The sequence below is a fragment of the Kitasatospora sp. NPDC005856 genome (genome assembly GCF_040629945.1).
Lineage (GTDB): Bacteria > Actinomycetota > Actinomycetes > Streptomycetales > Streptomycetaceae > Kitasatospora.
In genome coordinates this window covers 84,940-108,840 of sequence record NZ_JBEXWT010000020.1, presented here as the reverse complement: position 1 = coordinate 108,840, position 23,901 = coordinate 84,940, and the positions used below count along the sequence as shown (strand labels likewise).

25 protein-coding genes and 1 pseudogene are annotated in these 23,901 nt (G+C 74.3%); 11 read left to right on the top strand and 15 right to left on the bottom strand.

What is annotated here, in order from left to right:
• Positions 1–172 precede the first annotated feature (172 nt).
• Positions 173–1,684: a hypothetical protein gene (locus ABZ449_RS15240; protein WP_360345596.1), complete on the bottom strand. Its 1,512-nt coding sequence runs from the start codon at positions 1,682–1,684 to the stop codon at positions 173–175.
• A gap of 227 nt (positions 1,685–1,911) precedes the next feature.
• On the opposite strand from ABZ449_RS15240, the gene ABZ449_RS15235 reads away from it, so the two are divergent.
• Positions 1,912–2,700 (top strand): class I SAM-dependent methyltransferase, encoded by a 789-nt coding sequence (locus ABZ449_RS15235; RefSeq protein WP_360345594.1) that lies wholly within the window; start codon positions 1,912–1,914, stop codon positions 2,698–2,700.
• A gap of 88 nt (positions 2,701–2,788) precedes the next feature.
• Here ABZ449_RS15235 and ABZ449_RS15230 read toward each other — a convergent pair whose 3' ends face one another.
• Together ABZ449_RS15230 and ABZ449_RS15225 are read right to left on the bottom strand one after the other, a co-directional pair.
• Positions 2,789–4,192 (bottom strand): carotenoid oxygenase family protein, encoded by a 1,404-nt coding sequence (locus ABZ449_RS15230; protein WP_360345592.1) that lies wholly within the window; start codon positions 4,190–4,192, stop codon positions 2,789–2,791.
• Positions 4,189–4,824 carry a TetR/AcrR family transcriptional regulator gene (locus ABZ449_RS15225; RefSeq protein ID WP_360345590.1) on the bottom strand — a complete coding sequence of 212 codons (636 nt, stop codon included), beginning with the start codon at positions 4,822–4,824 and terminating at the stop codon, positions 4,189–4,191. Before ABZ449_RS15225 ends, ABZ449_RS15230 begins: the two co-directional genes overlap by 4 nt.
• A 619-nt stretch (positions 4,825–5,443) precedes the next feature.
• Here ABZ449_RS15225 and ABZ449_RS15220 point away from each other — a divergent pair.
• The 9 genes and pseudogenes from ABZ449_RS15220 (at position 5,444) to ABZ449_RS15180 (ending at position 10,528) form a co-directional block, all read left to right on the top strand.
• On the top strand, positions 5,444–5,773 hold the full coding sequence (locus ABZ449_RS15220; protein ID WP_360345588.1) for a hypothetical protein: 330 nt from the start codon (positions 5,444–5,446) through the stop codon (positions 5,771–5,773).
• A 32-nt stretch (positions 5,774–5,805) separates the two neighbouring features.
• On the top strand, positions 5,806–6,495 hold the full coding sequence (locus ABZ449_RS15215) for an alpha/beta hydrolase (RefSeq protein WP_360345586.1): 690 nt from the start codon (positions 5,806–5,808) through the stop codon (positions 6,493–6,495).
• A 45-nt stretch (positions 6,496–6,540) separates the two neighbouring features.
• A pseudogene (locus ABZ449_RS15210) lies at positions 6,541–6,675 on the top strand (kinase); the annotation flags it as partial.
• A gap of 73 nt (positions 6,676–6,748) precedes the next feature.
• On the top strand, positions 6,749–7,105 hold the full coding sequence (locus ABZ449_RS15205) for a DUF6204 family protein (protein ID WP_360345584.1): 357 nt from the start codon (positions 6,749–6,751) through the stop codon (positions 7,103–7,105).
• A gap of 72 nt (positions 7,106–7,177) precedes the next feature.
• Positions 7,178–7,723, top strand: a complete 546-nt coding sequence (locus tag ABZ449_RS15200; RefSeq protein ID WP_360345582.1) for a MarR family winged helix-turn-helix transcriptional regulator — start codon at positions 7,178–7,180, stop codon at positions 7,721–7,723.
• A gap of 143 nt (positions 7,724–7,866) precedes the next feature.
• On the top strand, positions 7,867–8,553 hold the full coding sequence (locus tag ABZ449_RS15195; protein WP_360345580.1) for a class I SAM-dependent methyltransferase: 687 nt from the start codon (positions 7,867–7,869) through the stop codon (positions 8,551–8,553).
• Positions 8,550–8,867 (top strand): sulfurtransferase TusA family protein, encoded by a 318-nt coding sequence (locus ABZ449_RS15190; RefSeq protein ID WP_360345578.1) that lies wholly within the window; start codon positions 8,550–8,552, stop codon positions 8,865–8,867. The genes ABZ449_RS15195 and ABZ449_RS15190 overlap by 4 nt, the downstream gene beginning before the upstream one ends.
• A 156-nt stretch (positions 8,868–9,023) precedes the next feature.
• Positions 9,024–10,037 carry a polysaccharide deacetylase family protein gene (locus ABZ449_RS15185; protein WP_360345576.1) on the top strand — a complete coding sequence of 338 codons (1,014 nt, stop codon included), beginning with the start codon at positions 9,024–9,026 and terminating at the stop codon, positions 10,035–10,037.
• Positions 10,038–10,078: 41 nt separating this feature from the next.
• Positions 10,079–10,528 (top strand): hypothetical protein, encoded by a 450-nt coding sequence (locus tag ABZ449_RS15180; RefSeq protein ID WP_360345574.1) that lies wholly within the window; start codon positions 10,079–10,081, stop codon positions 10,526–10,528.
• Positions 10,529–10,538: 10 nt separating this feature from the next.
• Here ABZ449_RS15180 and ABZ449_RS15175 read toward each other — a convergent pair whose 3' ends face one another.
• From ABZ449_RS15175 to def, 5 genes are all read right to left on the bottom strand, one after another.
• Positions 10,539–11,483 carry a MerR family transcriptional regulator gene (locus ABZ449_RS15175; RefSeq protein WP_360345572.1) on the bottom strand — a complete coding sequence of 315 codons (945 nt, stop codon included), beginning with the start codon at positions 11,481–11,483 and terminating at the stop codon, positions 10,539–10,541.
• An 85-nt stretch (positions 11,484–11,568) separates the two neighbouring features.
• Positions 11,569–11,841, bottom strand: coding sequence for a hypothetical protein (locus ABZ449_RS15170; protein ID WP_360345569.1), 273 nt, complete (start codon positions 11,839–11,841; stop codon positions 11,569–11,571).
• Positions 11,842–12,186: 345 nt separating this feature from the next.
• The gene (locus ABZ449_RS15165) at positions 12,187–13,620 is read right to left on the bottom strand and encodes a transcription antitermination factor NusB (protein ID WP_360345567.1); all 1,434 of its coding nucleotides are present in this window, start codon (positions 13,618–13,620) and stop codon (positions 12,187–12,189) included.
• 110 nt (positions 13,621–13,730) lie between these two features.
• Positions 13,731–14,669: a methionyl-tRNA formyltransferase gene (gene fmt / locus ABZ449_RS15160; protein WP_360345565.1), complete on the bottom strand. Its 939-nt coding sequence runs from the start codon at positions 14,667–14,669 to the stop codon at positions 13,731–13,733.
• 123 nt (positions 14,670–14,792) lie between these two features.
• Positions 14,793–15,338, bottom strand: a complete 546-nt coding sequence (def, locus tag ABZ449_RS15155) for a peptide deformylase (RefSeq protein WP_360345563.1) — start codon at positions 15,336–15,338, stop codon at positions 14,793–14,795.
• 255 nt (positions 15,339–15,593) lie between these two features.
• Here def and ABZ449_RS15150 point away from each other — a divergent pair, with 255 nt between their 5' ends.
• Positions 15,594–16,271, top strand: coding sequence for a hypothetical protein (locus ABZ449_RS15150; protein WP_360345561.1), 678 nt, complete (start codon positions 15,594–15,596; stop codon positions 16,269–16,271).
• A 197-nt stretch (positions 16,272–16,468) separates the two neighbouring features.
• On the opposite strand, the gene ABZ449_RS15145 is transcribed toward ABZ449_RS15150, so the two are convergent.
• The 7 genes from ABZ449_RS15145 to pyrF form a co-directional block, all read right to left on the bottom strand.
• Positions 16,469–18,553: a primosomal protein N' gene (locus ABZ449_RS15145; protein ID WP_360345559.1), complete on the bottom strand. Its 2,085-nt coding sequence runs from the start codon at positions 18,551–18,553 to the stop codon at positions 16,469–16,471.
• A gap of 132 nt (positions 18,554–18,685) precedes the next feature.
• A complete protein-coding gene (gene metK, locus ABZ449_RS15140; protein ID WP_360345557.1) occupies positions 18,686–19,897 on the bottom strand; it encodes a methionine adenosyltransferase in 1,212 nt (403 codons plus the stop codon).
• A 152-nt stretch (positions 19,898–20,049) separates the two neighbouring features.
• Positions 20,050–21,279 carry a bifunctional phosphopantothenoylcysteine decarboxylase/phosphopantothenate--cysteine ligase CoaBC gene (gene coaBC, locus ABZ449_RS15135; protein WP_360345555.1) on the bottom strand — a complete coding sequence of 410 codons (1,230 nt, stop codon included), beginning with the start codon at positions 21,277–21,279 and terminating at the stop codon, positions 20,050–20,052.
• A gap of 194 nt (positions 21,280–21,473) precedes the next feature.
• A complete protein-coding gene (gene rpoZ / locus ABZ449_RS15130; protein WP_030240625.1) occupies positions 21,474–21,740 on the bottom strand; it encodes a DNA-directed RNA polymerase subunit omega in 267 nt (88 codons plus the stop codon).
• A 37-nt stretch (positions 21,741–21,777) separates the two neighbouring features.
• Complete coding sequence (gene gmk, locus ABZ449_RS15125) at positions 21,778–22,335, bottom strand: guanylate kinase (protein WP_360345553.1); 558 nt, start codon at positions 22,333–22,335, stop codon at positions 21,778–21,780.
• A gap of 49 nt (positions 22,336–22,384) precedes the next feature.
• Entirely contained in the window at positions 22,385–22,711 is a 327-nt protein-coding gene (gene mihF, locus ABZ449_RS15120) for an integration host factor, actinobacterial type (protein WP_030056187.1), read from the bottom strand.
• A 350-nt stretch (positions 22,712–23,061) separates the two neighbouring features.
• A complete protein-coding gene (gene pyrF, locus ABZ449_RS15115; protein ID WP_360345551.1) occupies positions 23,062–23,895 on the bottom strand; it encodes an orotidine-5'-phosphate decarboxylase in 834 nt (277 codons plus the stop codon).
• Between the last annotated feature and the right edge of the window lie 6 nt (positions 23,896–23,901).

Genomic DNA, 23,901 nt, shown 5'->3' with positions numbered 1-23,901 from the left:
GAGGAGCGGGGCGGAGCGCGAAGACCGTCTCCGCGCGCCCGGCAGCGCGTGATCCGGCCGTCGACTTCGACACCCGCGGTCACTCCGCGTCATCAGCTGCCCCGCTGCCGGCCGTTGCGGTGACGTCCCGTCACCGGCGTCCGTCCCCGGCGTCCGTCCCCGGCCCACGCCCTCAGCTCAGTACCCGCACCGGCGGCTCGTCCCGCGTCCCGTCCTCCGCGACCACCGTGAACCGCTCCGGCCCCGACACCGACAGGTCCACCGGGTAGAGCGACGCGGTGTCGTTGACGTCCAGCACGGCGCTCTGCCGCCCGGTCGCCACCTCGACCCTGGTCACCCGGCCCCTGGTCATCGCCCACACCGAGCCGCCGTCCACCACCAGGCCGGTCACCTGGTCGTCCAGCCCCGCCGTCCAGCGCTTGCCGCCGTCCGTGAGCGAGTACGCCAGCAGCCGACCGGTGGCGGTCCGGCTCGGGTGCTTGCCGCCGCTGATGCCGATGTCGCCGGGCTTCTCCCCCGGCACCACGAACAGGTCCCCCACCACCACCCCGCCGAACAGCGGCCGGGCACTGAACTCGTCGAAGGCGTGCAGCCCGCCCAGCATCACGTCCAGGTCGTACTCGTCGCCGGCGACCGGTATCGCCGCCCGCTGCCGGCCGGTCCGGTCGTAGCCGAGCACCGCGTGGGTGCCGCGCTCGGCCTGGGCGTCCACCCACACCGCGAGCGGGTCGACGGACACCACCGCCAGGTTCTTCAGCCCGCCCACCGCGGGCAGCGCGATCCGCTGCTGCTCCCGGCCGTCCGCCGGGGCCAGCGAGTGCAGCACGGGTGCGGCGTCGCCGCACTGCGCGACCGTGACGGCGTCCCCGGGGCCGCCCGCGACCTGCAGCGGGGCGCAGCCGGGATCGACCGCGCTGCGCCAGGCGTCCCGGCCGTCCGCGAGCCGTACGGCGCGCCAGCCGGCCTTCTCCTGGAGCAGGGCCTGCTGCCCGGCCACCGCGACGACGTCCGGCGTGGCGTCGTCGCCGTCCCGGGCGGGCGCGTCCACGGTGGCGCTCCAGCCCTCCGTGCCGTCGGCGAGGTCGAGCGCGGTGACGGTGGAGCACGGCCGGTCGTGCGGCGAGTGGCCGATCAGGCCGAGGGGGCCGCCCTGGCCCGTCCCGTCGGGTCCGGTGCGCCGGCTCATCGCGCACACCGTGTCCTGCCCGGGCGGGGACCAGCTCCAGGCGACGGCCCCGGTGGCGCTGCGGTACGCCACCACGAGGTCCGGCCGGGCCCGCACCACGAGGTCCCCGCTGGTCCAGCTGCCCACCGCGCGGATCGTGGAGGGCCGGTCCAGCGGCGCCTTCCAGGAGTCGTTGAGGCCGTCCCCGGCGAAGCCGACGAAGACCGCCAACCCCAGCAGCGTCCCGACGGCGGCCGAGGGGAGCCCGGCCCGCGGGTGGATCAGCGCCCAGACGAAGCCCGCGCCGCAGGGCATCAGCCCGAGGATGCTGATGATCCCCATGAACGCGAGGCTGTCGCCGCCGAAGCCGTTCGCCGGGCCGAACAGCACCGCGAGCCCCATGCTCGCGAACATCGCCCCCAGCACCCCGCCGGAGACCACCATCCAGGTCTCCTTGTCCCAGGCGGCCCTGGCTCCCCACCTCGCCCGGACGCCACTGTCCTCGGCCCGAACGGCCATGCCGGATTCTCCCCTGCGACGCGCCGCCCACCGCGTCGGGGCGACGATCATCGGATCGTTGCAGAGCGCGCCATGATCCGGAACAAAGAGCAGGGAAAACCCCGGCCATGACCCGCACACACCAGGCCCCTTCCGCCCTGGCTGGGGCTCCGGCTGCGGCTGGGGCTCCGGCTGGGGCTGCGGAAATCGATTGCCCGCCCTCCCGGGCGCTGGCTAGCGTGCCCGACATGACCGCGACTCCCGCCACGACCGCCGGCACGCCCGACTGGCGCACGGCCAACCGCGCGAACTGGGACGAGCGCGTACCCGTCCACGCCGCCGGCCCGTTCTACGACCTGCCCGGCTTCGTCGCGGGCCGTGACACCCTCCGGGACCACGAGCCCGCCGAGGTCGGCGACGTCAGCGGCCGCACCCTGCTCCACCTCCAGTGCCACCTCGGGCTCGACACCCTCTCCTGGGCCCGCCGCGGCGCCGTCGTCACCGGGCTGGACTTCTCCGCCCCCGCCGTCGCGGCCGCCGCCGACCTCGCGGCCCGGATCGGCGCCGACGACGCCCGGTTCGTCACCTCGGACGTCTACGGGGCCGCCGAGGCGCTCGACGGACGGACGTACGACATCGTCTACACCGGCTACGGCGCGCTCTGCTGGCTCCCCGACCTCCCCCGCTGGGCCCGGACGGTGGCCGCGCTCCTCACCCCCGGTGGCTTCCTCTACCTCGCCGAGCACCACCCGGTGGCCGACGTCCTCTCCGAGGACGGGCGCAGCTTCGAGGAGGACTACTTCGAGCGCACCCCGATCGTGGTCGACCACCCCGGCACCTACGCCGACCCGGACGCCCGGCTGGACGCCACCGTCACCGTGCAGTGGCAGCACGGCCTCGGCGAGGTCGTCACCGCACTGACCGGGGCCGGCCTGCGCCTGGACTTCCTCCACGAGCACGCCCACGGCCACTTCCGCGTCCCGGCCGGCTCGCCCGCCCCGCAGTCCTACTCCCTCCGGGCCACCCTGCCCCGATGACCCCTCCGGGGCCGGGCGGCCTTCGGCTGCGCCGAGCACGACCGTCCCTACGGCGGGCTCATTTCTGCGGCGGGCTCATTTCTGCCCCTCAGTGACGGCCCGGTTCCCCTCCCGGCACCCAGTTCCCGTGCAGGCCCAGCGGGACCCGCACCGGAAGGTGGATCCGGGCGAGGGGCTCGCCGGTGAAGTCCTGGGCCGCGAGGATCACCAGGTCCGCCGCACCCCTGTCCGGGTCGTGGACGTACGCCATCAGGTAGCCGTCGTCCTCCGCCGCCGAGGACTCGGCGGGGACGAACACCGCCTCGCCCACCGCCCCGTCGCGCCCGAACTCGTGGGCCTCGACGGTTCCCCGGCTCAGGTCGTGCTTGAGCAGGGCGTTGCTGAAGCCCTCGTCCGGGCGGTCGTCCCCGGGACCGGCCAACGGTGCGTAGAGCTCGCCGACGGCCGCGTAGCCGTATCGGTAAGGGCGCCCGGTGTGCCGGGAGTTGACGCGCGGGAAGTCCTGGACCCGGTCGTCCAGCCGCTCCTCCCGCACCGTCCCCGCCGCCACATCGATGGTCCAGCGGTCGAGCGTGGGCCGGCTCGCGCCGATGGAGCGCAGGTCGATTCCCGGCGGGTGCCGCACGACGTCGACCACCAACTCGTCCGCCCCCCGCTCGTACGCGTTGAGGGTGTGCCCGACCAGGTGCGGCGTGAGCTCGAACCACCGCACCGCGCCGCCCTCGCGCGGCATCACCCCGACCCTGGCGGTGCGCCGCTCGTCCCAGGTGAAGGGCACGCCGGTGGCCAGGTGCGCCGCGCTGAACACGACCGGCGTGTCGTACAGCAGCACGAACCGCTCGGTGAGCGCGAAGTCGTGCATGTACGGATTGCCGGGCACCTCGATCAGCGTGCTGTGTCGGACGGCGCCGACGGCGTCCATCACGATGTGCTGCACCTGCTCGGAGCCGTACCTGAAGGCCAGCGCGTGCAGCTCCCGGGTGTGCGGGTCGAGGATCGCATGGGCGTTGGCGCTGTACCCCTCCGGCGTGGCGCCGAGCTCGCACGGCCCCACCGTGTCCAGCTCGTAGGTGAGTTCGTACGGGCGGATGCCGCCCTCGATCAGCGCGTAGGTGCGCCCGGCGAGGCTCGCGACCTGCACGTTGGGGGAGATGTCCAGCCGCTCGTCGACGGGCGTGCCGCGCCGGGGCTCGCCGAGCCGGTCGGCGACCGCGCCCGAGCGGACCCAGCGGTTGCGGTACCACTCGGCGCGCCCGTCGCGTATCCGGACGCCGTGCACCATGCCCGCGCCCAGGGTCCACAGGTGCGCGGCCGGGTCCTCGATGCCCAGCGGATTGGGGCCGTTGCGCAGGTAGCGCCCGTCGAGGTGGGCGGGGATGCGGCCGCTGACGGGCAGGTCGTAGGCGGTGGTCTCCTCGGTCACCGGGCCGAAGTTCCCGCTGAGGTAGCGGTTGCGGCTCGTGCCGTTGCGAGCCGGATGGTCGGAACTCATGGTGTCGTCCTCTCGTCGGGTGATGGGGTGCCGGCGCCGAAGGCCCGTCCCAGTGCGGCCATCAGTGCCTCGTAGCGCGCCCCGGCCTCGGCCGGGGCGAAGTGGCCGGCGAGCTCCAGGCTCACCGCGCCGTGGGTGGCCGCCCAGAAGAGCTTGGAGACCTCATGGGCGTCGCCGGGCCGGAAGGTCCCGGCCGCGATGCAGGCCTCCACGGCCGCCAACGAGGCGTCGAACGCGCCGCCCGCCACGGCCAACGCCTCGGCGCCGGGACGGAATCCGGGCACCGGCTGCTCGAACATCACCCGGTAGTAGGCGGGTTCGGCGATCGCCCGCTCCCGGTAGGCCCTGCCGAGCTCGGTCAGGTACGCCAACGGGTCTCCCCCGCGCGGGACTTGCTCCTGCGCCCGGCGCAGCCGCGCGAAGCCCTCGCGGTACAGCGCGTCCAACAACCCCTCCTTCCCGCCGAACATCGTGTACAGCACCTTGGTCGAGGAGCCGATCTCGGCGGCGATCCGGCGCACGGTCAGCGCTGCGGGGCCTTCGGCGACGAGGAGGGCGATGGCGCGGTCGAGGATCACGGCGCGCACGGCATCCTGGCCGGCTCGCTGCGCGTCCTGGTAGGGCGTGCTCATGGGAAACAAAGTAACCGATGGGAAACAGTGTTACCAGCCTTTCGCGCGAACCGCCTTCCGGGCTGCGCGCACCGCATGGCACCGTCGTCGGCTCCGCCAACCCGCCGTCCACCGGGCCGCATTGAGCGGAACGGGCCGCCGGGCCCGCAGCAGCCCGGCCGCACGGCGACGCACACCCCGCCGACGTCGCGGCCGCCGCCCGACGCCCTTCCCGGGGTGCTCGGCCTCACCGGCCCGGGCCCCGGCGGTCCGGCGCCCCGGCGGCCCGACGCCCCGGCGGCCCGGCGGCCCGGCGGCCCGGCGGCCGATCCCGCCACCGCCCGGTCCCGCCACCGCCCGGTCGCACCTCCGGCCGCGCACGGGCTCCGCCGACCGGCGCGCCAGCCGTCCGCCACGGCACGCCAACCGTTCGCCAGGGAAGGACACTTGAAACGGGCCGGGGGACCGCCCCGAACCGCCGCTCCACCCGCTCCCCGCAACGTGCTGAGCCGACCGGGTAAACCTCGGCACCGGACAGTACGCGTACGCCCGGCCGGATCGTTCTGCTGTACATGCCTCCCCCGATCTCGACTCCGCCCCCGCCGCCCGTGCCCGCGTCCGCCAACCGGGGGAGGCTCCCGTGGCCGTGATCGGCCGTGCGGCAGCCACCGTGGTCGCACTGGGCATCCTGCTCGTCCCGGCGGCCGTCACGGCGGGCACCGATCTGCCGCCCGAGCTCGGCGCGGGGTGGTGGGAGGTGTCGGCCGGCGCCGCCAACGTCCGGGTCGACCACTTCGGCGAGGACACCGTCATCGGGCTCGCCCACTCGGGCGACCGGGTCGAGGTCGTGGACACCTGGACCTCCCCGCTCGGCGCCCGCTGGGCGAAGGTCATGGTGGTGCGCACCGGGGTCTCCGGCTGGGTCCTGTGGTCCCTCCTGGCGCACCGGGACCCCTCGTCGGAACCGTAGAATCCGCCTGTACACATCAGGAGGGATTTCGCGTGTTCCGAGCGCAGCGTCCGCGCACCGCAGAGCTGACCCCGCGGCAGGGGGAGGGGCCGGTCGACGGCGTCGCCCTGCTGTTGCCCGGCGGATTCCTCCGCAGTCGGCGCGCACCGCTGAGGGTCGCCGAGCTGGGCCTGCGGGACCTGGCCGCCGAGCTCACCGACCGCGGCCGGCCGCACGGCCTCGCCGTGCACCTGCTGCGCTACCGCCACGGCGGCTGGAACGGCGCCGACGCCGACACCGCCGTCGACACCCGCTGGGCGCTCGACGAGCTCACCCGGCTGTACCCGGACAGGCCCGTCGTCCTGATCGGCAACTCGCTGGGCGGGCGGGCCGCCTTCTGGTGCGCCGGACACCCGTCGGTGGTCGGCGTCGCCGGGATCGCCCCCTGGCTGCCCAGCGGCGATCCGGTCGACCAGCTGGCGGGGCGGCGGGTGCTGATCGTCCACGGCACCGGGGACAACAGCTCGGCGAGTGCCACCCAGTCCCTGGAGTACGCGCTGCGCGCCCGGCGGGTCGTGCCGGACCTCGCGCGGTACGAGGCGCCGGGCGCCAACCACCTGCTGATCCGCGAGTCCCGCGACATCAGCGCGCTGACCACCGCGTTCACCCTGGCCGCCCTGGGCGCCGAGCCCGCTCCGCTGATGACGGGGGCGGTCTGCACCCGGCTCCCGGCGCGGGTGTAGCCGCTCTCCCCCGCCGCACCCGCCGCACCCGCCGCACCCGGCTGCTGGGCCCAACTCCACGCCGTCCAGGCCGCCTTCCACGGTCGGCGGCAGGGGTTTCGGCGCGCCCGGGGAGGCCCCGAGCTCGCCCGGCTCATCCGGTACGCGGACGGGCTCGCCGAAGTGCTCACCCCCGCCTGACCGGCGCCCACGTCCACGGAGGCCGAAGAAATCGTGTTGGCGGCCGGTAGCCCGACGTGCCTATGGTCGGGGGATGACCACTCGAACCTTCCGCATCATGGTGCGCGGCGTCTTCGACGGCCTCACCGACGAGCAGCGCGCCGAACTGCTCGCCGCCGCCTCCGAGCACGACGTGCTGCACGCCGCGTTCACCCGCGAGGGCCACCTCAGCTACGACCTCGCCGCGCGGGCGGCCTTCACCTTCCGCTTCCTCGACGAGGGCGAAGCCGAGGAGGACATCCTGGAGGCCGCCGAGCGGGCCGAACAGTCGGCACAGGCCTGGCTCACCGAACGCGGCTACGGCTACAAGAACCTCCGCTCCCAGGCCGAGGACCTCTCGCAGGCGGCACTCGGCAAGCGTCAGCGCCGCGCCGCCCACACCGCTCGCTGACCCCGGCCCCTCCCCCGCCACCTCCTTGACGGCTTCCCGTCGGGATATACTTGAGTAGTCAAGGAGGTGGCAATGACAGATCAGCCAGACCGGCCGGTCCAGCCCGACCAGCCGATGCGGGTGGGACACGTACGGCAGAACGCGGCCGCACCGGCCACGGCGGGCCCGGGCCCCGACCCGCTGGACACCGCCCTACGGCTGGTCCGCGCCCAGACGGCCGTGGTCAAGCGCTTCGACGCGAGCCTCAGCGGCCTGCACGGCGTCAGCCTGGCCGACTTCACCATGCTGCTCCACCTCTCCCAGGCCGCCGGCGGCCGGATGCGCCGGGTCGACCTCGCCGAAGCCCTCGGCCTCACCGCCTCCGGCGTGACCCGCGGCCTCGCGCCGCTGGAGCGGATCGGCCTGGTCGCCCGCGAGACCGCAGCCCGCGACGCCCGGGTCGCCTACGCCGCCCTCACCCCGACCGGCCGTGAACGGCTCGCCGAGATGCTGCACACCGCCCGCCAGGTCGCCGCCGACCACTTCGCCGCCGAGCAGTGGAGCCCCGAGGACCTCGGCCGGCTGTCGACCCTGCTCACCCGCCTCGGCGGCACCGCTCCCGGCCAACGCCTCGGCTGACCCATCCGCCCCGCACCCCCGCCACACCCACCGCCCGGCCCCACGTCCTAGGCTGGCCCCGCATCACCTGCACAACCCAACCACCTGAACCACCTGTACTACCCGCACCACCCGCACCACCCCACCCCGCGAAGGGCGGCACCATGTCCGACACCCCCGGCACCGGGCCCGGCCTGGAACGCACCCTCGCCGACGCCCAACGCGCGCACTGGCAGCAGACCTACACCGCCAACCCGGGGATGTACGGCGAGCGGCCCTCCGCTCCCGCCGAGTACGCCGCCGAGGAGTTCGCCGCCGCCGGAGCCCGGGACGTGCTGGAACTCGGGGCCGGCCACGGACGCGACGCCCTGTACTTCGCCCGTAGGGGCTTCCGCATGCTGGCCGCCGACTTCAGCCCGACCGGCCTGCACCAGCTGCGCGCCGCCGCGGCGGACCAGGGCCTGGCCGACCGGCTCTCGGTCCTCGCCCATGACGTCCGCGACCCGCTGCCCCTTCCCGATGCCTCCGTCGACGCGGTCTTCGCCCACATGCTGCTCTGCATGGCGCTCTCCACCGAGGAGATCGAGGCGCTCGTCGCCGAGGTCCGCCGGGTGCTACGCCCGGGCGGCACCTTCGTCTACACCGTCCGCCACACCGGCGACGCCCACTACGGCGCCGGCACCGGCCACGGGGACGACATCTGGGAGCACGGCGGCTTCGCCGTGCACTTCTTCCCCCGCGAACTGGTGGACGCGCTCGCCGAGGGCTGGCGCCTGACCGACGTCCGTCCCTTCGAGGAGGGCGAACTGCCCCGCCGCCTCTGGCGCATCACCCAGGAGACCCCGCGATGAGCGCACCCGACACCGAGAACGCCGTCGCCCCCGACCTCACCATCGACGGCACCGGCCTGCTCTGCGTCCAGTTGCTGCTCCGGCTGCGCGCACGGATCGCGCACCTCCCGGCCGGCGCGGTGGTCCACATCCACACCACCGACCCCGCCGCCCCGCTCGACCTCCCCGCCTGGTGCCACCTGACCGGCCACACGTACCTCGGCCAGGTCCCGCACGAGGCCACCGACCGCGAGGTGTACGCGCTGCGCCTGACCTCCGCCCCGGTCCGGACCCGCCCCGACCGCCCCTGGCACCCGGCCCCCGCCACCGACTGACCGACCCGACCCCGCCTGACGCCCGACGCCGGAAGCCCGACGCCGGACGCCCGGCCCCCGACGCCCGGCCCCCGACGCCCGACGCCCGACGCCCGACCGACCGCGTCACCCGGAAAACCCCGCGCATCCACCCCACCGCCGGGCCAGACTGCCCCCATGCCCGCAGCCAACGCCACGCCCCCGCTCCCACACCCGCTCCCGCTCCCGCTCCCGCTCCCGCTCCCACACCCCACCGCCAACCACCTCCTCGGCCACCCGCCCGACGCCCGCCTCCTGCTGCTCAACTGCGACGATCTCGGCCTGGACGAGTCCGTCAACCTCGGCGTGATCGACGCCGTCCGGAACGGCATCGCCGCCTCGTGCAGCCTGATGACACCGTGCGCCGCCGCACCCCACGCGCTCCGGCTGCTGCGCCGGCACCCGGAGGTCCCGTTCGGCGTCCACCTCACGCTGGTCTGCGAGTCCACGGACCGCCGCTGGGGCCCGCTCACCGCCCGTGCCCGGGTGCCCTCCCTCCTCGACGCCTCCGGAGGGTTCTTCGCCCCCACCCCTGCCGGACGCGCCGCCCTGCTCGCCCAGGCCCGGCTCGACGACATCGAGCGCGAGTTCCGCGCCCAGATCGACGCGGTGGCGGCGGCCGGCCTCGCCCCGACCCACCTCGACTTCCACTGCCTGGCCGACGGCGGCCGCGAGGACGTCCTCGACCTCACCCTCGCCCTCGGCGCCGCGTACGGTCTGGCGGTCCGGGTCTGGCTGCCGCCCGCGCTCGCCCGGGTGCGCGGGCACGGCCTGCCGGTGGTGGACCACGGCTTCCTCGACAGCTTCAGCGTCCCCCTGGACGACAAGCCCGCCCACTACGCCCGACTGCTCGCCGCGCTCCCCCCGGGCCTCACCGAGTGGGCCCTGCACCCCAGCGTGGCCGCCCCGAGGAGCTCCCGGGCCACGGACCCGAGGAGAGGCCCGGCGCCAGGCCCGAACCACCGCGCCCCGGACGACGGTCGGCGCATCCGGCACACCGACCACGCGTTCCTCGTCTCCCCCGAGGCCCGTCGGCTGCTCACCGAACACGGCGTCACCGTCCTCGGCTACCGCACGCTCCAGGAGGCCTGGCAACGCGCCCGAGGACGGCTCACGGCCGAGGTCGCCGGGCCGCCCGGTGTGCCACGATGAGGAGGTACGAACGATCCAGCGCCACAGGGAGGTTGACAGCCGTGGACCCGATCATCAGCTGCCACTGGCAGAATCCGGACGGCGAGTGGGCCCTGACCGTCGGCCACAACGGCGACGACTGGGAACTGCTCGCCTCGGCCCCCGACGGGTCGGAGTCGATCCCCTTCTCGAACCCGGACGAGGTCCGCCGCCTCGCCCAGGCCCTGCTGGACCTGCCCGCCGAACCCGAGCCCTACGAGTTCGAGTGGCAGCTCTCCCGCCCCGGATCGGCCCCGGCCGACGGCAATCGGCAGCCCCACTTCGCGACCTTCGCCGTCGGCCTCGACCCCACCGACGACCACCGTCCGTACCTCGCCTACCAGTCCTACTACGACCTGGGCCGGGCGACCGGGCTCGGCCTGGAGGTGATCTGCGAGGATCCTCCGGTCGACCACCTCCGCGCCCAGGCCCACGCCTTCCTCACCGCCTTCCCCGGCCCCAACCGCCGGTAGCCGCACGGGCTCACGCCACGGCGCGCACCGCCCAGTCCACCTCGGCCGCCCAGCTCTGCGGCGCGTCCCATCCGTTGACCACCGCCAGCAACTCCAGGTACCGCTCCCGCCGCGGATCGGCCATCGCCCCCAGCCGCTCCGCCAGACGTTCGCGCAGCGCCCCGGCATCCCCCGGCACCGCCCCCGCGCACCACCGCCCGTACCGCTCGACCAGCGCCGCGACGACGGGCGTCGCCTCCGCCGACTCCGGATCCACCCCGGCCGCGACCGCCGGTCCGGCCAACTCCCGTACCGCCACCGCCAGTCCTGGCCTCGGCAAGCCCGAAGCAGCCCGCTCCGCCCCCACCGCCGCCTCGGCGGCCTCCGCCTCGGCCAGCCCGCGCAGCAGCGCCCGGAACCCGGCGTCCCCCGCCAGCCGCGCCAACTCCACCCAGGCCTCGACCTGTTCGACCGACGGTTCCTCCGGCAGCTCCGGCGTCAACGAGCGGGCCGCGGCGGCGAACCGCCCGTCACTCCCGATCCCGCCGAACACCCCTGCCAGGAACTCCCCGATCAGGCGCCCCCGTTCGTCCTCCGTGAGCCGGGCCAACTGGTGCACGAGCGTCAACTCCTCAGGTGTCGACCCGAGTCTGGCCACCATCCCGAGCACGGCCCGCCGCAGCCGCAGCACCCGGATCTGGGCGTCGATCGCCTCCGCCTGCGCGGCGGCGACGTCGGCCGGCGTCAGCTCACGCTCGACCACCCGCCGGATCGCGGGCAGTCCGAGCCCGAGTTCACGCAGGGTGCGGACCAGTTCCAGGCGGGCGGCGGCGTCGGCGCCGTACAGCCGGTGGCCGGCCGGGTTGCGGTCGGCCGGCGGCACGATCCCCTGGTCCGAGTAGTGGCGGACGGTCTTGACCGTCAGCCCCGTCCGCCGGGCCAGCTCACCGATGGTGTACGTCGTGTCGCCGTTCATGGCACCACCCTGCTACCTCCCCCCACGGGAGGTGCAAGCCGCCCGCGGCCGTGCCGACCCGCCACACCGGGCGTCGCCGCCGCCGTCACCCCCGGGGCCCGCGCCGCCGGCCCTCCTCCCGCCCGGAGCGCCGCGGCGTCCGCCAGGCGGCGAAGAGGATGCCCGCCGCGCCGATGACGGCCTGAAGCGCCCCGGTGCCGGCCAGCAGGCAGACCAGGGTGCACGCCGCCAGGATGCCCATCAGTGCGATCAGGTCGAGCGCGCGGCCGTCCGTCGAGGTCCGGTGGGCCCGGGGTTCCGGCGCGGCGCCCCGCGAACCGGCGGGTTCCTCGTGTGATCGCTGGAGCTCCGACGACATTGCTCGCCTCCACGGTCGGGAAGGGCAGCCACCGGGGAAGCGCATCCGCACAACGAGAACAGCCGCATCGCGCCGCATGTCTTGTGGGGTTGCTTCCCCGGCTCCGCCGCGCGACGCGACGAAGCCTGCCCCCAAAGATCATGCAGCCGAGCGGCTACACAGGAACCATGGAAGACCACACCCGACGGAACGTCAACCCCCGGCACGGGGACGGCAGTCCTCCCGCCGTAGCCGACCGTGCGCCCTCCCCGCCGAGCTCGACACTCCCGGCTGAGGAAGCGCCCAGCCGAGCAAGCGCCCCGGCCGAGGAGGAGCCCCCGGCCGGGAGGGCGACATCGGAACGCGTCAGGCCGTGCGCCGCAGCAGCGCCAGGTACATCGCGTCCGTCCCGTGCAGGTGCGGCCACAGCTGCACGTCCGGCCCCTCGCCGAGCGCCGGGACGCCGGGCAGCAGCGGGCGCGCGTCGATCCACTCGACCCGGCCGCCCTCGCCCCGCAGCACGTCCTCCACGACCGCGCGGGTCTCCGCGAGGTGCGGCGAGCAGGTCGCGTAGCCGACCACGCCGCCGACCCGGGTGGCCTCGATCGCCGAGCGCAGCAGGTCCCGCTGGAGCGGGCCGAAGGCGGCGACGTCGGCCGGCCGGCGCCGCCAGCGCGCCTCCGGGCGGCGGCGCAGCGCGCCGAGGCCGGAGCACGGCACGTCGACCAGCACCCGGTCGAAGCCGCCGGACCGCCAGGCCGGGCGCGTTCCGTCGGCCGCGATCACGGTGTACGGGCCGGGGTTGCCGGCCAGCGCCCGCGCCACCAGCCGGGCGCGGTGCGGCTGCTTCTCGCTCGCGACCAGGGCCGCACCCCGCTCGGCGGCCAGCGCGCCGAGCAGCGCGGCCTTGCCGCCGGGGCCGGCGCAGCCGTCCAGCCAGATCCGGTCCGGCCCCTCCAGCGGCGCCGAGGCCAGTGCCAGCGCGACCAGCTGGCTGCCCTCGTCCTGGACGCCCGCCCGGTTCTCCTGCACCGCCGCGACCGCTCCCGGGTCACCGCCCTCGGCGAGCCGCAGCGCGAACGGGGACCAGCGGCCCGGCTCGGCCTCCGGCAGCGCGTCGGTCAGCTCGCCGACGGTGGCCCGGCCGGGGCGGGCGACCAGGGTGACCTCGGGCCGCTCGTTGTCGGCCCGCAGCAGCTCCTCCATCGCGGTACGGCCGGAGGCGTCCGGCTGCCAGCGGCCGAGCGAGTCCCAGAGCGCGGAGACGACCCAGCGCGGGTGCGAGTGCACGACCGCCAGGTGGTCCTCGGCGTCCTTGTCGTACGGCGGGGCGACCTGCTCGATCCAGGCGTCCAGGTCGTGGGCGCTGATCCGGCGCAGTACGGCGTTGACGAACTTGGCCTTGCCGTCGCCGAGCACCACCCGGGCCAGTTCGACGGTCGCCGAGACGGCCGCGTGGCTGGGGATGCGGGTGGTCAGCAGCTGGTGCGCGCCGAGCGACAGCACGTCCAGCACCGGCGGGTCGACCTTGCCGAGCGGCCGGTCGATGCAGGCGGCGATGATCGCGTCGTAGGTGCCCTGCAGACGCAGGGTGCCGTAGACCAGCTCGGTGGCGAGGGCCGCGTCGCGCCGGTCCATGCCCTTCTGCTCGGCCTCGCGGAGGAGGGAGGGCAGGATCAGGTTGGCGTACGCGTCCCGCTCGTCGACGGCGCGCAGGGCGCGGAACGCGACGATCCGGGCCGGGTCCTTCTTCGGGCGGCGGTGCGGACGGGGTGCGCGCTTGGCGCTGGGGGTGGTCACAGGTGCCTCAAGGTGCTGCGGTGGTTATCAACGAACACGGACGATCTCAAACGACTGAAACGGCTCAACGATTCAACGACTCATACGAACAGTAGCGCCAGACCGGAGCGTCAGCCCCCGAAGCGCTCCCCCGCCTCCAGTCGCGCGCCCCGGGCCCAGTCGGCGGCCCGCATCTCCTTCTTCCCCTGCGGACGCACCTCCCCCAGCTCCACGTCGTGGCTGCCGGTGCCGACCCGGACGCTGTTCTTGCCCACCATCGCGACCTCGCCCGGCGCCAGCTCGGCGGAGTCCGGCAGCAGCCTGACCGGCCCGGTGACCTTCAGCCGCTCGCCCCGGAACTCCGTCCAGGCGCCCGGCGCCGGTGCGCAGCCGCGCACGACCCGGTCGATCCGCAGCGCGGGGTGGCTCCAGTCGATCCGCGCGTCCTCGACGGTGATCTTCGGCGCGAGCGTGACGCCCTCGACCGGCTGCGGCACCGCGTGCAGGGAGCCGTCCTCGATGCCGTCCATGGTGGCCGCGAGCAGCCGCGCGCCGGAGACCGAGAGCCGGGTCAGCAGCTCACCGCTGGTGTCGGTCGGGCGGATCTCCTCGGTGATCACACCGTAGACCGGACCGGAGTCCAGGCCCTGCTCGATCAGGAAGGTGGACGCGCCGGTGACCTCGTCGCCGGCCAGCACCGCGTGCTGGACCGGGGCCGCGCCGCGCCAGGCGGGCAGCAGCGAGAAGTGCAGGTTGACCCAGCCGTGCTTGGGGATCTCCAGCGTGCCGGGGCGCAGCAGGGCGCCGTAGGCGACCACCGGGCAGCAGTCGGGGGCGAGTTCGGTGAGCCGGGCGACGAAGTCCGGGTCGCTGGGCTTCGCCGGCTTGAGGACCTCGATCCCGGCCTCCTCGGCGCGCTGGGCGACCGGGCTGGCGACCAGCTTGCGTCCGCGCCCGGCCGGAGCGTCCGGGCGGGTGACCACCGCGACGACCTCGTGCCGGTCGGAGGCGAGCAGGGCGTCCAGGGCGGGAACGGCGACCTCGGGGGTGCCGGCGAAGACGAGACGCATCAAGGGCCTTTCTGCAAAAGGAAGTTCAGGTAACCGGCGAAACCCGACCGAAGTCGGCGCGAAGCCGGGGGATGTCGGCGGGCGCCGGCGGAAGTCAGTGAAGCCAGCGGAACCCGGCGGACGTCAGCGGGCGGAACCGAAGGTGCTGTGCGGCGAGACCTTGACCACCGGGGCCGGCCCGCCGCCCCAGTCCGCTTCCCGGATCGCCTTCAGCGCGGTCTTGCGCTGCTCGCGGTCGAGCCGGTCGATGAAGATGATGCCGTCCAGGTGGTCGGTCTCGTGCTGGATGCACCGGGCGAGCAGCTGGGTGCCCTCCAGGGTCACCGGATCGCCGTACATGTTGAAGCCCCTGGCCACCACGCCGTACGCGCGCTTGGTGTCGTAGCGCAGGCCGGGCAGCGACAGGCAGCCCTCGGGGCCGTCCTGCTCCTCCTCGCTCAGCGACAGGTCCGGGTTGATCAGGTGCCCGGTGACGCCGTCCACGTGGTACGTGAACACCCGTAGGGAGACGCCGAGTTGGGGCGCGGCCAGGCCGGCGCCGGGGGCGTCCAGCATGGTGTCGGTGAGGTCCTGGACCAGCTTGCGCAGTTCCTTGTCGAAGGTGGTCACCGGCTGGGCGGTGGACCGCAGGACGGGGTCTCCGAAGAGACGGATCGGCTGGATCGCCACGGGGTTCGGGCTCCTGTCCGTAGGGGCGCGGGCTGCGGTCGGTCGCTGGTTCACCCGCCAGTCTATGCAACCCGTGCGGCCGCCCGCCGGGGGCTTCCCGGAGGCCCCGATCGGCGGCCGGAGCGGCCCGACTGTGCGGAGCCGCGTTACCCCGGCCCCCGCTTCGGCGTTGGTCAAGAGAGATTGACCGGGGCCGGGCGCACGGGACACCGAGTGCCGGCCGACCCGAACCGTACGGAAGGTGGCACGTAGGCCATGGCCGAGCAGATCAACCACGACGCCCGGGCGCGGGCGAGCCTGCACCTGCTGGTGCGGGACATCGAGCGGGTGAGGCGGCAGGTCGACGCGCTGCGGACGCTCACCGCTCAACTGGGCAACGTCTACCGTCCGCGCCGGCCGAGCACCTCGGCCGGCTTCGTGGTGTACGGGCGGGCGCCGGCGCCGACCGTGCGCCTGGCGCAGGAGCTGCGGGAGAGCGTGGAGACCCTGGTGGCCGCGGCGGTCGAGTTCGACCGGGCGCTGGGCTTCTCCTGGGACTCGGTGGGCTCCGCCCTCGGGGTCACCAAGCAGGCCGTGCACCGGCGCTACGGCATGCGCCGCCCGACCAGCGAGCTCCTCGCCGCGAGCGGCGGCGTCCCGGGCCAGAGCCGCCCGGACCGCGTCGACGAGCTGCCCACCGGCACGGAGCGCACCGGTCTGGCCACGACCGTCCCGGCGGCCCGCCAGGGTGGCCTGGACCGCAGCAGCCTGGACCGCAGCGCCCTGGAGCGCACCACCATCGACCGCACCACGATGGACCGCACCACCATCGACCGCACCGCGATCGACCGTGTCCCGATGGACCGCACCCCCGTCGACCGCGACACCCCCGACCGCGGTACCCCCGTCGACCGCCCCCAGGCGGACCGACCCGGCATCCCGCTGCGCGGCTGACCGAGCCGCCGCAGCCCGGGCCGTCCGGGGCGGGGTGGCCCACTCACCCCGCCCCACCGCCCAACCGAACGCGAAGCCCAACCGAACGCGAAGCCCGCCGGCCCAACCGAACGCGAAGCCCAACCGAACCCGAAGCCCGCCGGCCCACCGAATCCGAGGCGCGGCAACCACCCCATCGAGCCGGAGCCCGACGCCGCTCAGCCGATGTCCGTCGGATCCACCCGCACCCGCACCGGCTCCGCCGTCCGCAGCGCGATCCGCGCGATCTGCGCCGCCTTGAGCGCCGCCGCCAGCGCCGCCCCCTGCCCCGGCGACACCCGCAGCAGCGCGCGCTCCTGCTCCTCCCCCCGCAGCGCCGCCACCGGCACCGGCCCGAGCACGTCCGCCCCCTCGGGCAGCCGGATCAGGTTCAGCAGGTCCGTCACCGCCGAGGTGCTCCCGCTCACCGAGGCCATCCGGGACACCGGCGGGAAGTGCAGCTGGGCCCGTTCGTCCCGCTCCTGCCCGGCGTGCCCCAGCGGATCCCAGCGCACCAGCGCCTGCACCGGACGGGCCGAGGGCTCGGCCACCACGACCACCGTCCCGCCGTCCGTCGAGGGCCGCACCAGGGCGGCCGCCGCGAGCCAGAGCCGCAGCGCCTCCTCCCCCGCCCGCAGGTCCGGCCGGCTGAGCAGCGCCCAGCCGTCCAGCAGCAGCGCGGCCCCGTACCCGCCGCCGCCCTCCACCACCGGTTCCGCGCCGGGCGTGGAGATCACCAGCGAGGGCTCGTCCGGCACGGTGGTGATCACCGCCTCCCGCCCAGAGGTCCGTACCGGGATGCGCGGGAACGCCTTGCCCAGCTCCTCCGCCGTCCGCCGGGCCCCGACCACCTGGGCGCGCAGCCGGAAGGACCCGCACTCGGGGCAGTGCCAGTCGTTCTCCGGCTCCCCGCACCAGCCGCAGCACAGCGAGGCGTCCGCCGAGGGCGCCTCCAGCGGCCCCTCGCAGCGCCGGCAGCGGGCGGGGGTCCGGCAGCGTCCGCAGGCCAGCCGGGGCACGTAGCCGCGCCGGGGCACCTGGATGAGCACCGGGTGCCCGGCGGCCAGCGACTCCCGGGCGGCCTCCCAGGCCACCGAGGGCAGCCGGGCGGCCTGGGCGGCGGCGTCCCGGTGCTGGTCCTGGTCGGTGACGGTCCGCACCCTGGGCGCGACCTGCCGCACCGTCTCCCGGTCCGCGACCAGCGGGCGCGCCCAGCCGGTGCTGACCAGCTGCGCGCCCTCCACCGTCACCGCGTGCCCGCCGAGCAGGACGGCCGCGCCCTCCTCGGCGGCGCGCAGCAGCGCCACCTCGCGCACGTGCGGGTGCGGGGCGCGCGGGTCGCTGTGGCTGCCGTCCCCGTCCGACCAGACGACGACCAGCCCGAGGTCCCGGACCGGCGCGAACATGGTGGCCCTGGTCCCGATCACCGCGTGCACCGAGCCGCGGCTCACCGCGAGCCAGCGCTTGTAGCGCTCGCGCGGGCCGAGGTCGGCCTCCAGCGCCACGTGCATCCCGGGGCCGAGCAGTTCGGTCAGCGCCTGGTCGACCCGGGCCACCGAGCGCCCCTCCGGGAGCACGACCAGCGCGCCGCGCCCGCTCGCCAGCGTCGCGGCCACCGCCCGGGCGATCTCGTACGGCCAGCCGGGGCCGGGCAGCGCCGCCCAGACCGCGCGCGGCGCGCCGCCCCCGGCGAGCGAGGCGAGGAAGTCGGGCCCGGCCGGGTAGCGCTGCCAGCCGCCGGGCGCCGGGGCGGCCGGGCGGGGCAGCGGCGGCGGCGAGGGTTCGGCCTCGGCCTTGGCGTGCCGGGGCGGGACGGCCAGCTGGAGCACGTCGGCCAGCGTCCCGGCGTACCGGTCGGCGACGGTCCGGCACAGCCGCAGCAGCTGCGGGGTGAGCACCGGCTCGGGCGAGAGCACCTGGGCCAGCGGAGCGAGCGGTCCGGCGAAGTCGCTCTTCTCCAGCCGGGCGACGATGAAGCCGTCGTGCAGTTCCCCGCCCTCGCGCTGGCCCCTCACCACCCGCGCCCCGAACCGCACCCGCACCCGCACCCCGGGCTGGGCGTCCTCGGCCATGCCGGCCGGCACCTCGTAGTCGAAGAACTTGTCGATGGTGAGCACGCCCTTGTCCACCACGACCCGGGCCACCGGCAGGTGCTCGGCCCGCTTGGCGCCCTTCCACGTCCGGGGCTTGGCCCGCTTGACCGTCTCCCGGATGAACGCCAGCTGCTCCGGCTCGGCGGCCCCGTTCTCCCCTGTGCTGCTCATCGCCACCAAGTACTACCAGGTCACACTGACAATGCACGAAGCGGCGCCCACCCCCGGACGGGGGCGGGCGCCGCTTCACACGAGCGGTGCGCCACGCGGGTCACACGAGCGGTGCGCCGCGCGAGCGGCGGGTCAGTCCTGGGCCGCGGCGGCCTTCAGCTGCTCCACCCGGTCGGTGCGCTCCCAGGTGAAGTCCGGCAGCTCACGGCCGAAGTGGCCGTACGCCGCGGTCTGGGAGTAGATCGGGCGCAGCAGGTCCAGGTCGCGGATGATCGCGGCCGGACGCAGGTCGAAGACCTCGGAGACGGCCTTCTGGATGGTGAGGACCGGGACGGTCTCGGTGCCGAAGGTCTCCACGAACAGGCCGACCGGCTCGGCCTTGCCGATCGCGTACGCGACCTGCACCTCGGCGCGGCGGGCGAGGCCGGCGGCGACGATGTTCTTCGCCACCCAGCGCATCGCGTACGCGGCCGAGCGGTCCACCTTGGACGGGTCCTTGCCGGAGAAGGCGCCGCCACCGTGGCGGGCCATGCCGCCGTAGGTGTCGATGATGATCTTGCGGCCGGTGAGGCCGGCGTCGCCCATCGGGCCGCCGATCTCGAAGCGGCCGGTCGGGTTGACCAGCAGGCGGTAGCCCTCGGTGGTCAGCTTGATGCCCTGCTCGGCCAGCGCCTTCAGCTCCGGCTCGACCACGAACTCGCGGATGTCCGGGGTGAGCAGCGACTCCAGGTCGATGTCGCTGGCGTGCTGGGTGGAGACGACCACGGTGTCCAGGCGGACGGCCTTGTCCCCGTCGTACTCGATGGTGACCTGGGTCTTGCCGTCGGGGCGCAGGTAGGGGATGGTCCCGTTCTTGCGCACCTCGGTCAGGCGGCGGGAGAGGCGGTGCGCCAGGGTGATCGGCAGCGGCATGAGCTCGGGCGTCTCGTCGGACGCGTAGCCGAACATCAGGCCCTGGTCACCCGCGCCCTGCTTGTCCAGGTCGTCCTCGTCACCCTCGACCCGGGCCTCGTACGCGGTGTCGACACCCTGCGCGATGTCGGGCGACTGGGCACCGATGGACACCGACACGCCGCAGGAGGCGCCGTCGAAGCCCTTCTTGGAGCTGTCGTAGCCGATCTCCAGGATCTTGTCCCGGACGAGCTGGGCGATCGGCGCGTACGCCTTGGTGGTCACCTCGCCGGCCACGTGCACCTGGCCGGTCGTGATGAGCGTCTCCACGGCGACCCGGGACGTCGGGTCCTCCCGCAGGAGAGCGTCAAGGATGGTGTCGCTGATCTGGTCAGCGATCTTGTCGGGGTGTCCCTCGGTGACGGACTCCGAGGTGAACAGGCGGCGAGACACAGCGCTCCCTGGGGTTGCAGCGGCTGCTGACTGAAGTTCCCCGGGGCGACCCGGGGAACTCCGGAAAGACTTGATTCCTGGAGTCTAACGGTCTGGTTCCGTCGAACGTCACCCGCTTCGGGATTTCTCGACCGCCGTACGAGCGGTTCCGATCAGTTGCCGCCCGTTTCCAGCCGCTTTGAGACCAGATCCCAGACCACGTCCGCGAGCGCCTCCTTCGGGCCCACCGGAACGGCCGTCTCACTGCCGTCCGAGCCCAGGACCACGGCCTCGTTGACGTCCGTGCCGAAGGCCTTGCCGTTGCCCACCTCGTTCACGACGAGCAGGTCGCACCCCTTGCGCGCGAGCTTGGCGCGGCCGTTGGCGAGCACGTCGTCGGTCTCCGCCGCGAAACCCACCACGAGTTGACCCGAACGGGCCCGGTGGGCCGACAGCTCGGCCAGGATGTCCGGATTGCGGACCAGGGCGACGGGCGCCGGCTCGGTCCCCTCGACCTTCTTGATCTTGCCGGTCGCGTACGCGGCGGGCCGGAAGTCCGCCACCGCCGCGGCCATCACCACGGCGTCCGCGTCCTGGACCGCCTTCAGCGCCGCCTCGCGCAGCTCCAGCGCGGTCGAGACGTGCACCACGTCCACCCCGGCCGGATCCGGCAGCTCGGCGTTGGCCGAGAGCAACGTCACCCTGGCCCCGCGCGCCGCGGCCGTCACCGCGAGCGCGTAGCCCTGCTTGCCGGAGGAGCGGTTGCCCAGGTAGCGCACCGGGTCCAGCGGCTCCCGGGTGCCACCGGCCGAGACCACCACGTGCCGGCCGGCCAGGTCGGTCGGCACCGCCCCGCCGCGGCGCAGCACGGCCCGGCAGGCGTCGAAGATCGCCGACGGCTCGGGCAGCCGGCCCTTGCCGGTGTCCTTGCCGGTCAGCCGCCCGACGGCCGGCTCCAGCACGATCACGCCACGGCGGCGCAGCGTGGCCACGTTCTCCCGGGTGGCCGGGTGCTCCCACATCTCGGTGTGCATGGCGGGCGCCACCACGACCGGGCAGCGGGCGGTGAGCAGGGTGTTGGTGAGCAGGTCGTCGGCGAGGCCGTGGGCGGCCTTGGCGATCAGGTCGGCGGTGGCCGGGGCGACCACCACCAGGTCGGCCTGCTGCCCGATCCGCACGTGCGGCACCTCGTGCACGCGCTCCCAGGTCTCGGTGGCGGCCGGGCGCCCGGAGAGCGCCGCCCAGGTCGCCTCGCCGACGAAGTGCAGCGCGGCGGCGGTCGGCACCACGGTGACCTGGTGGCCGGACTCGGTGAAGCGGCGCAGCAGCTCGCACGCCTTGTACGCGGCGATCCCACCGCTCACGCCGAGGACCACGCGCGGGGCGTCCGCACTCAGAGTCATCTACCGGCCTCTCTCCACGTCGGGAACCCGCCCACCCTACGACCCCTCGGCCGCCACCCGCACGGTGCCCCACCACGCGAGGAGATCCGTGAGGAGAGCCGCGAGGAGAGCACGGAAGGAAAGCACGGGAGGAGACGCCGAAGGGCCCGGCGGAAACGATTCCGCCGGGCCCTCCCGGAAATTCAGCGACCGCCTCAGGCAGCCTCGATCGCCTCGGCAGTCAGCATGCCCGCGTTGATCTCGCGCAGCGCGATCGACAGCGGCTTCTCGTGCACGTGGGTGTCGACCAGCGGGCCGACGTACTCCAGCAGGCCCTCGCCGAGCTGGGAGTAGTACGCGTTGATCTGGCGCGCGCGCTTGGCGGCGTAGATCACGAGGCTGTACTTGGAGTCGGTGGCCTCGAGCAGCTCGTCGATCGGCGGGTTGATGATGCCCTCGGGCGCGGTCATGGAAGAGGACACGCTAAAACCTTCCGAAAGGGTGGAAAAGACAGACAGGTCAGGCTACACCGAGCAAGGCTAGCAGTTCGGCCGCTACCTGCTCGACGGAGGTGTTGACAAGGGTCGTGTCGAACTCGGGCTCGGCCGCGAGCTCGACCGTGGCCGCCTCCAGCCGCTTCTCGATCACGTCCTGCGGCTCGGTGCCCCGGCCGGTCAGCCGGCGGACCAGCTCGTCCCAGCTCGGCGGAGCCAGGAAGACCAGCTGCGCCTCGGGCATCGACTCGCGCACCTGACGGGCGCCCTGGAGGTCGATCTCCAGGAGCACCGGCTCGCCGCGCTCCAGCTTCTCCTGCACGGCCGCGCGCGGGGTCCCGTAGCGGTTCCCGGCGAACTCGGCCCACTCCAGCAGCTCGCCGTTGGCGACCAGCTTGTCGAACTCGTCGTTGTCGACGAAGTGGTACTGGACCCCGTTCTTCTCGCCCGGCCTCGGGTGGCGGGTCGTCGCCGACACCGAGAGCCAGACTTCGGGGTGCATTTTCCTCATATGAGCGACGACCGTGCTCTTGCCGACCCCCGAGGGGCCGGAGAGCACGGTCAGCCGCGGACGCTCACTCATGCACCGATTATCCCGGATCGCGGGGGATCCTGGGACCACGGGGGCACGGTCAGGCGGCGCCACCGCCGAACTCCCGCTCCAGGGAAGCGATCTGGTTCGTACCGAGGCCGCGGACGCGCCGGCTCTCGCTGATGCCGAGGCGCTCCATGATCTGCTTGGCACGGACCTTGCCGACGCCCGGAAGGGACTCCAGCAGGGCCGAGACCTTCATCTTGCCGATGACGTCGTTGTCGGCCTTTCCGGCCTTGATCACCTCGTGCAGGGAGGCGCCGGAGTGCTTGAGCCGGTTCTTGACCTCGGCGCGCTCCCGGCGAGCCTCGGCGGCCTTGGCGAGCGCGGCGGTGCGCTGTTCAGGGGTAAGGGGCGGAAGGGCCACGCCGTTCACCTCAGGGTGTGGATGGATGGATTGAGCTAGGACTGGTTCGGTACCGAGGACACCGTGCGCAAGGGGAACCACAAGGCCCTGACCTGCGGGGAGCCACGAAAACCGCGGCTCGCCGATGACCTATCGCCGGACACTACCCGGATTGCGGCGCCACGTCAGGAAAAGAACACGAAAAGTCCTGGTCAGCCAAGGCCGACCAGGACTTTCCAGGGCAAAATGACCGCGATTGCGAGACTTTGGCGGTGCGGATGTGACCGCGCTCACGTCGAGTCCGCGGCCACCGCGCGGTCCTGCGGACACTCCGCAGGGTCACCGCGCGGCTACCTGAAGGACGGGTTCCGCTACTTGACGGCCTCCGCGAACTCTCCGACGAAGCGCTCCGCCGCCTCCCGCAGCGCCGGCACCGAGGGGCCGTGCTTGAGCACGTCCCGGCTGACGCTCGGCACCACGTTGATCACCGAGGCGCCGAACACCCGCGGCAGGTCCGCCATGGTCGCGCCCTGGGCACCGATGCCGGGGGCCAGCAGCGGGCCGTTGATGGCCAGTTCCACGCCCGCGTCGGCCAGCGTCGCGCCGACCACCGCGCCGAAGGAGCCGAGCGGCGCGGCGCCCTCGTTCTCGGCCGCCAGCTGCCGCAGCACGGAGGCCGCGACCGGCTCGCCGTCCGCGCCCACCGCGCGCTGCACCTCGGCCCCCTCCGGGTTGGAGGTCAGCGCCAGCGCGAACACGCCGCAGCCCTGCTCGCGGGCCAGGTCCAGGGCCGGGCGCAGCGAGCCGAAGCCCAGGTACGGGCTGACCGTCACCGCGTCCGAGAACAGCGGGCTGCCCGGCGACAGGAAGGCCTCGGCGTACGCGGCCATGGTGGAGCCGATGTCACCGCGCTTGGCGTCCATCAGGACCAGCGCACCGGCCGCCCGGGCCTCCTCGACGGTCTTCTCCAGCACCGCGACGCCCTTGCTGCCGAAGCGCTCGAAGAAGGCGGCCTGCGGCTTGAGCACGGCCACCCGGTCGGCCAGCGCCTCGACCACGGTGCGGCTGAAGGTCTCCAGCCCGGCGAGGTCGTCGCCGAGCCCCCAGGCGGCGAGCAGGGAGGCGTGCGGGTCGATGCCGACGCAGAGCTGGCCGCGGGTGTCGAGGGCCTGGCGCAGCCGGGCGCCGAACGGGGCGAGGGTCATGTCGTC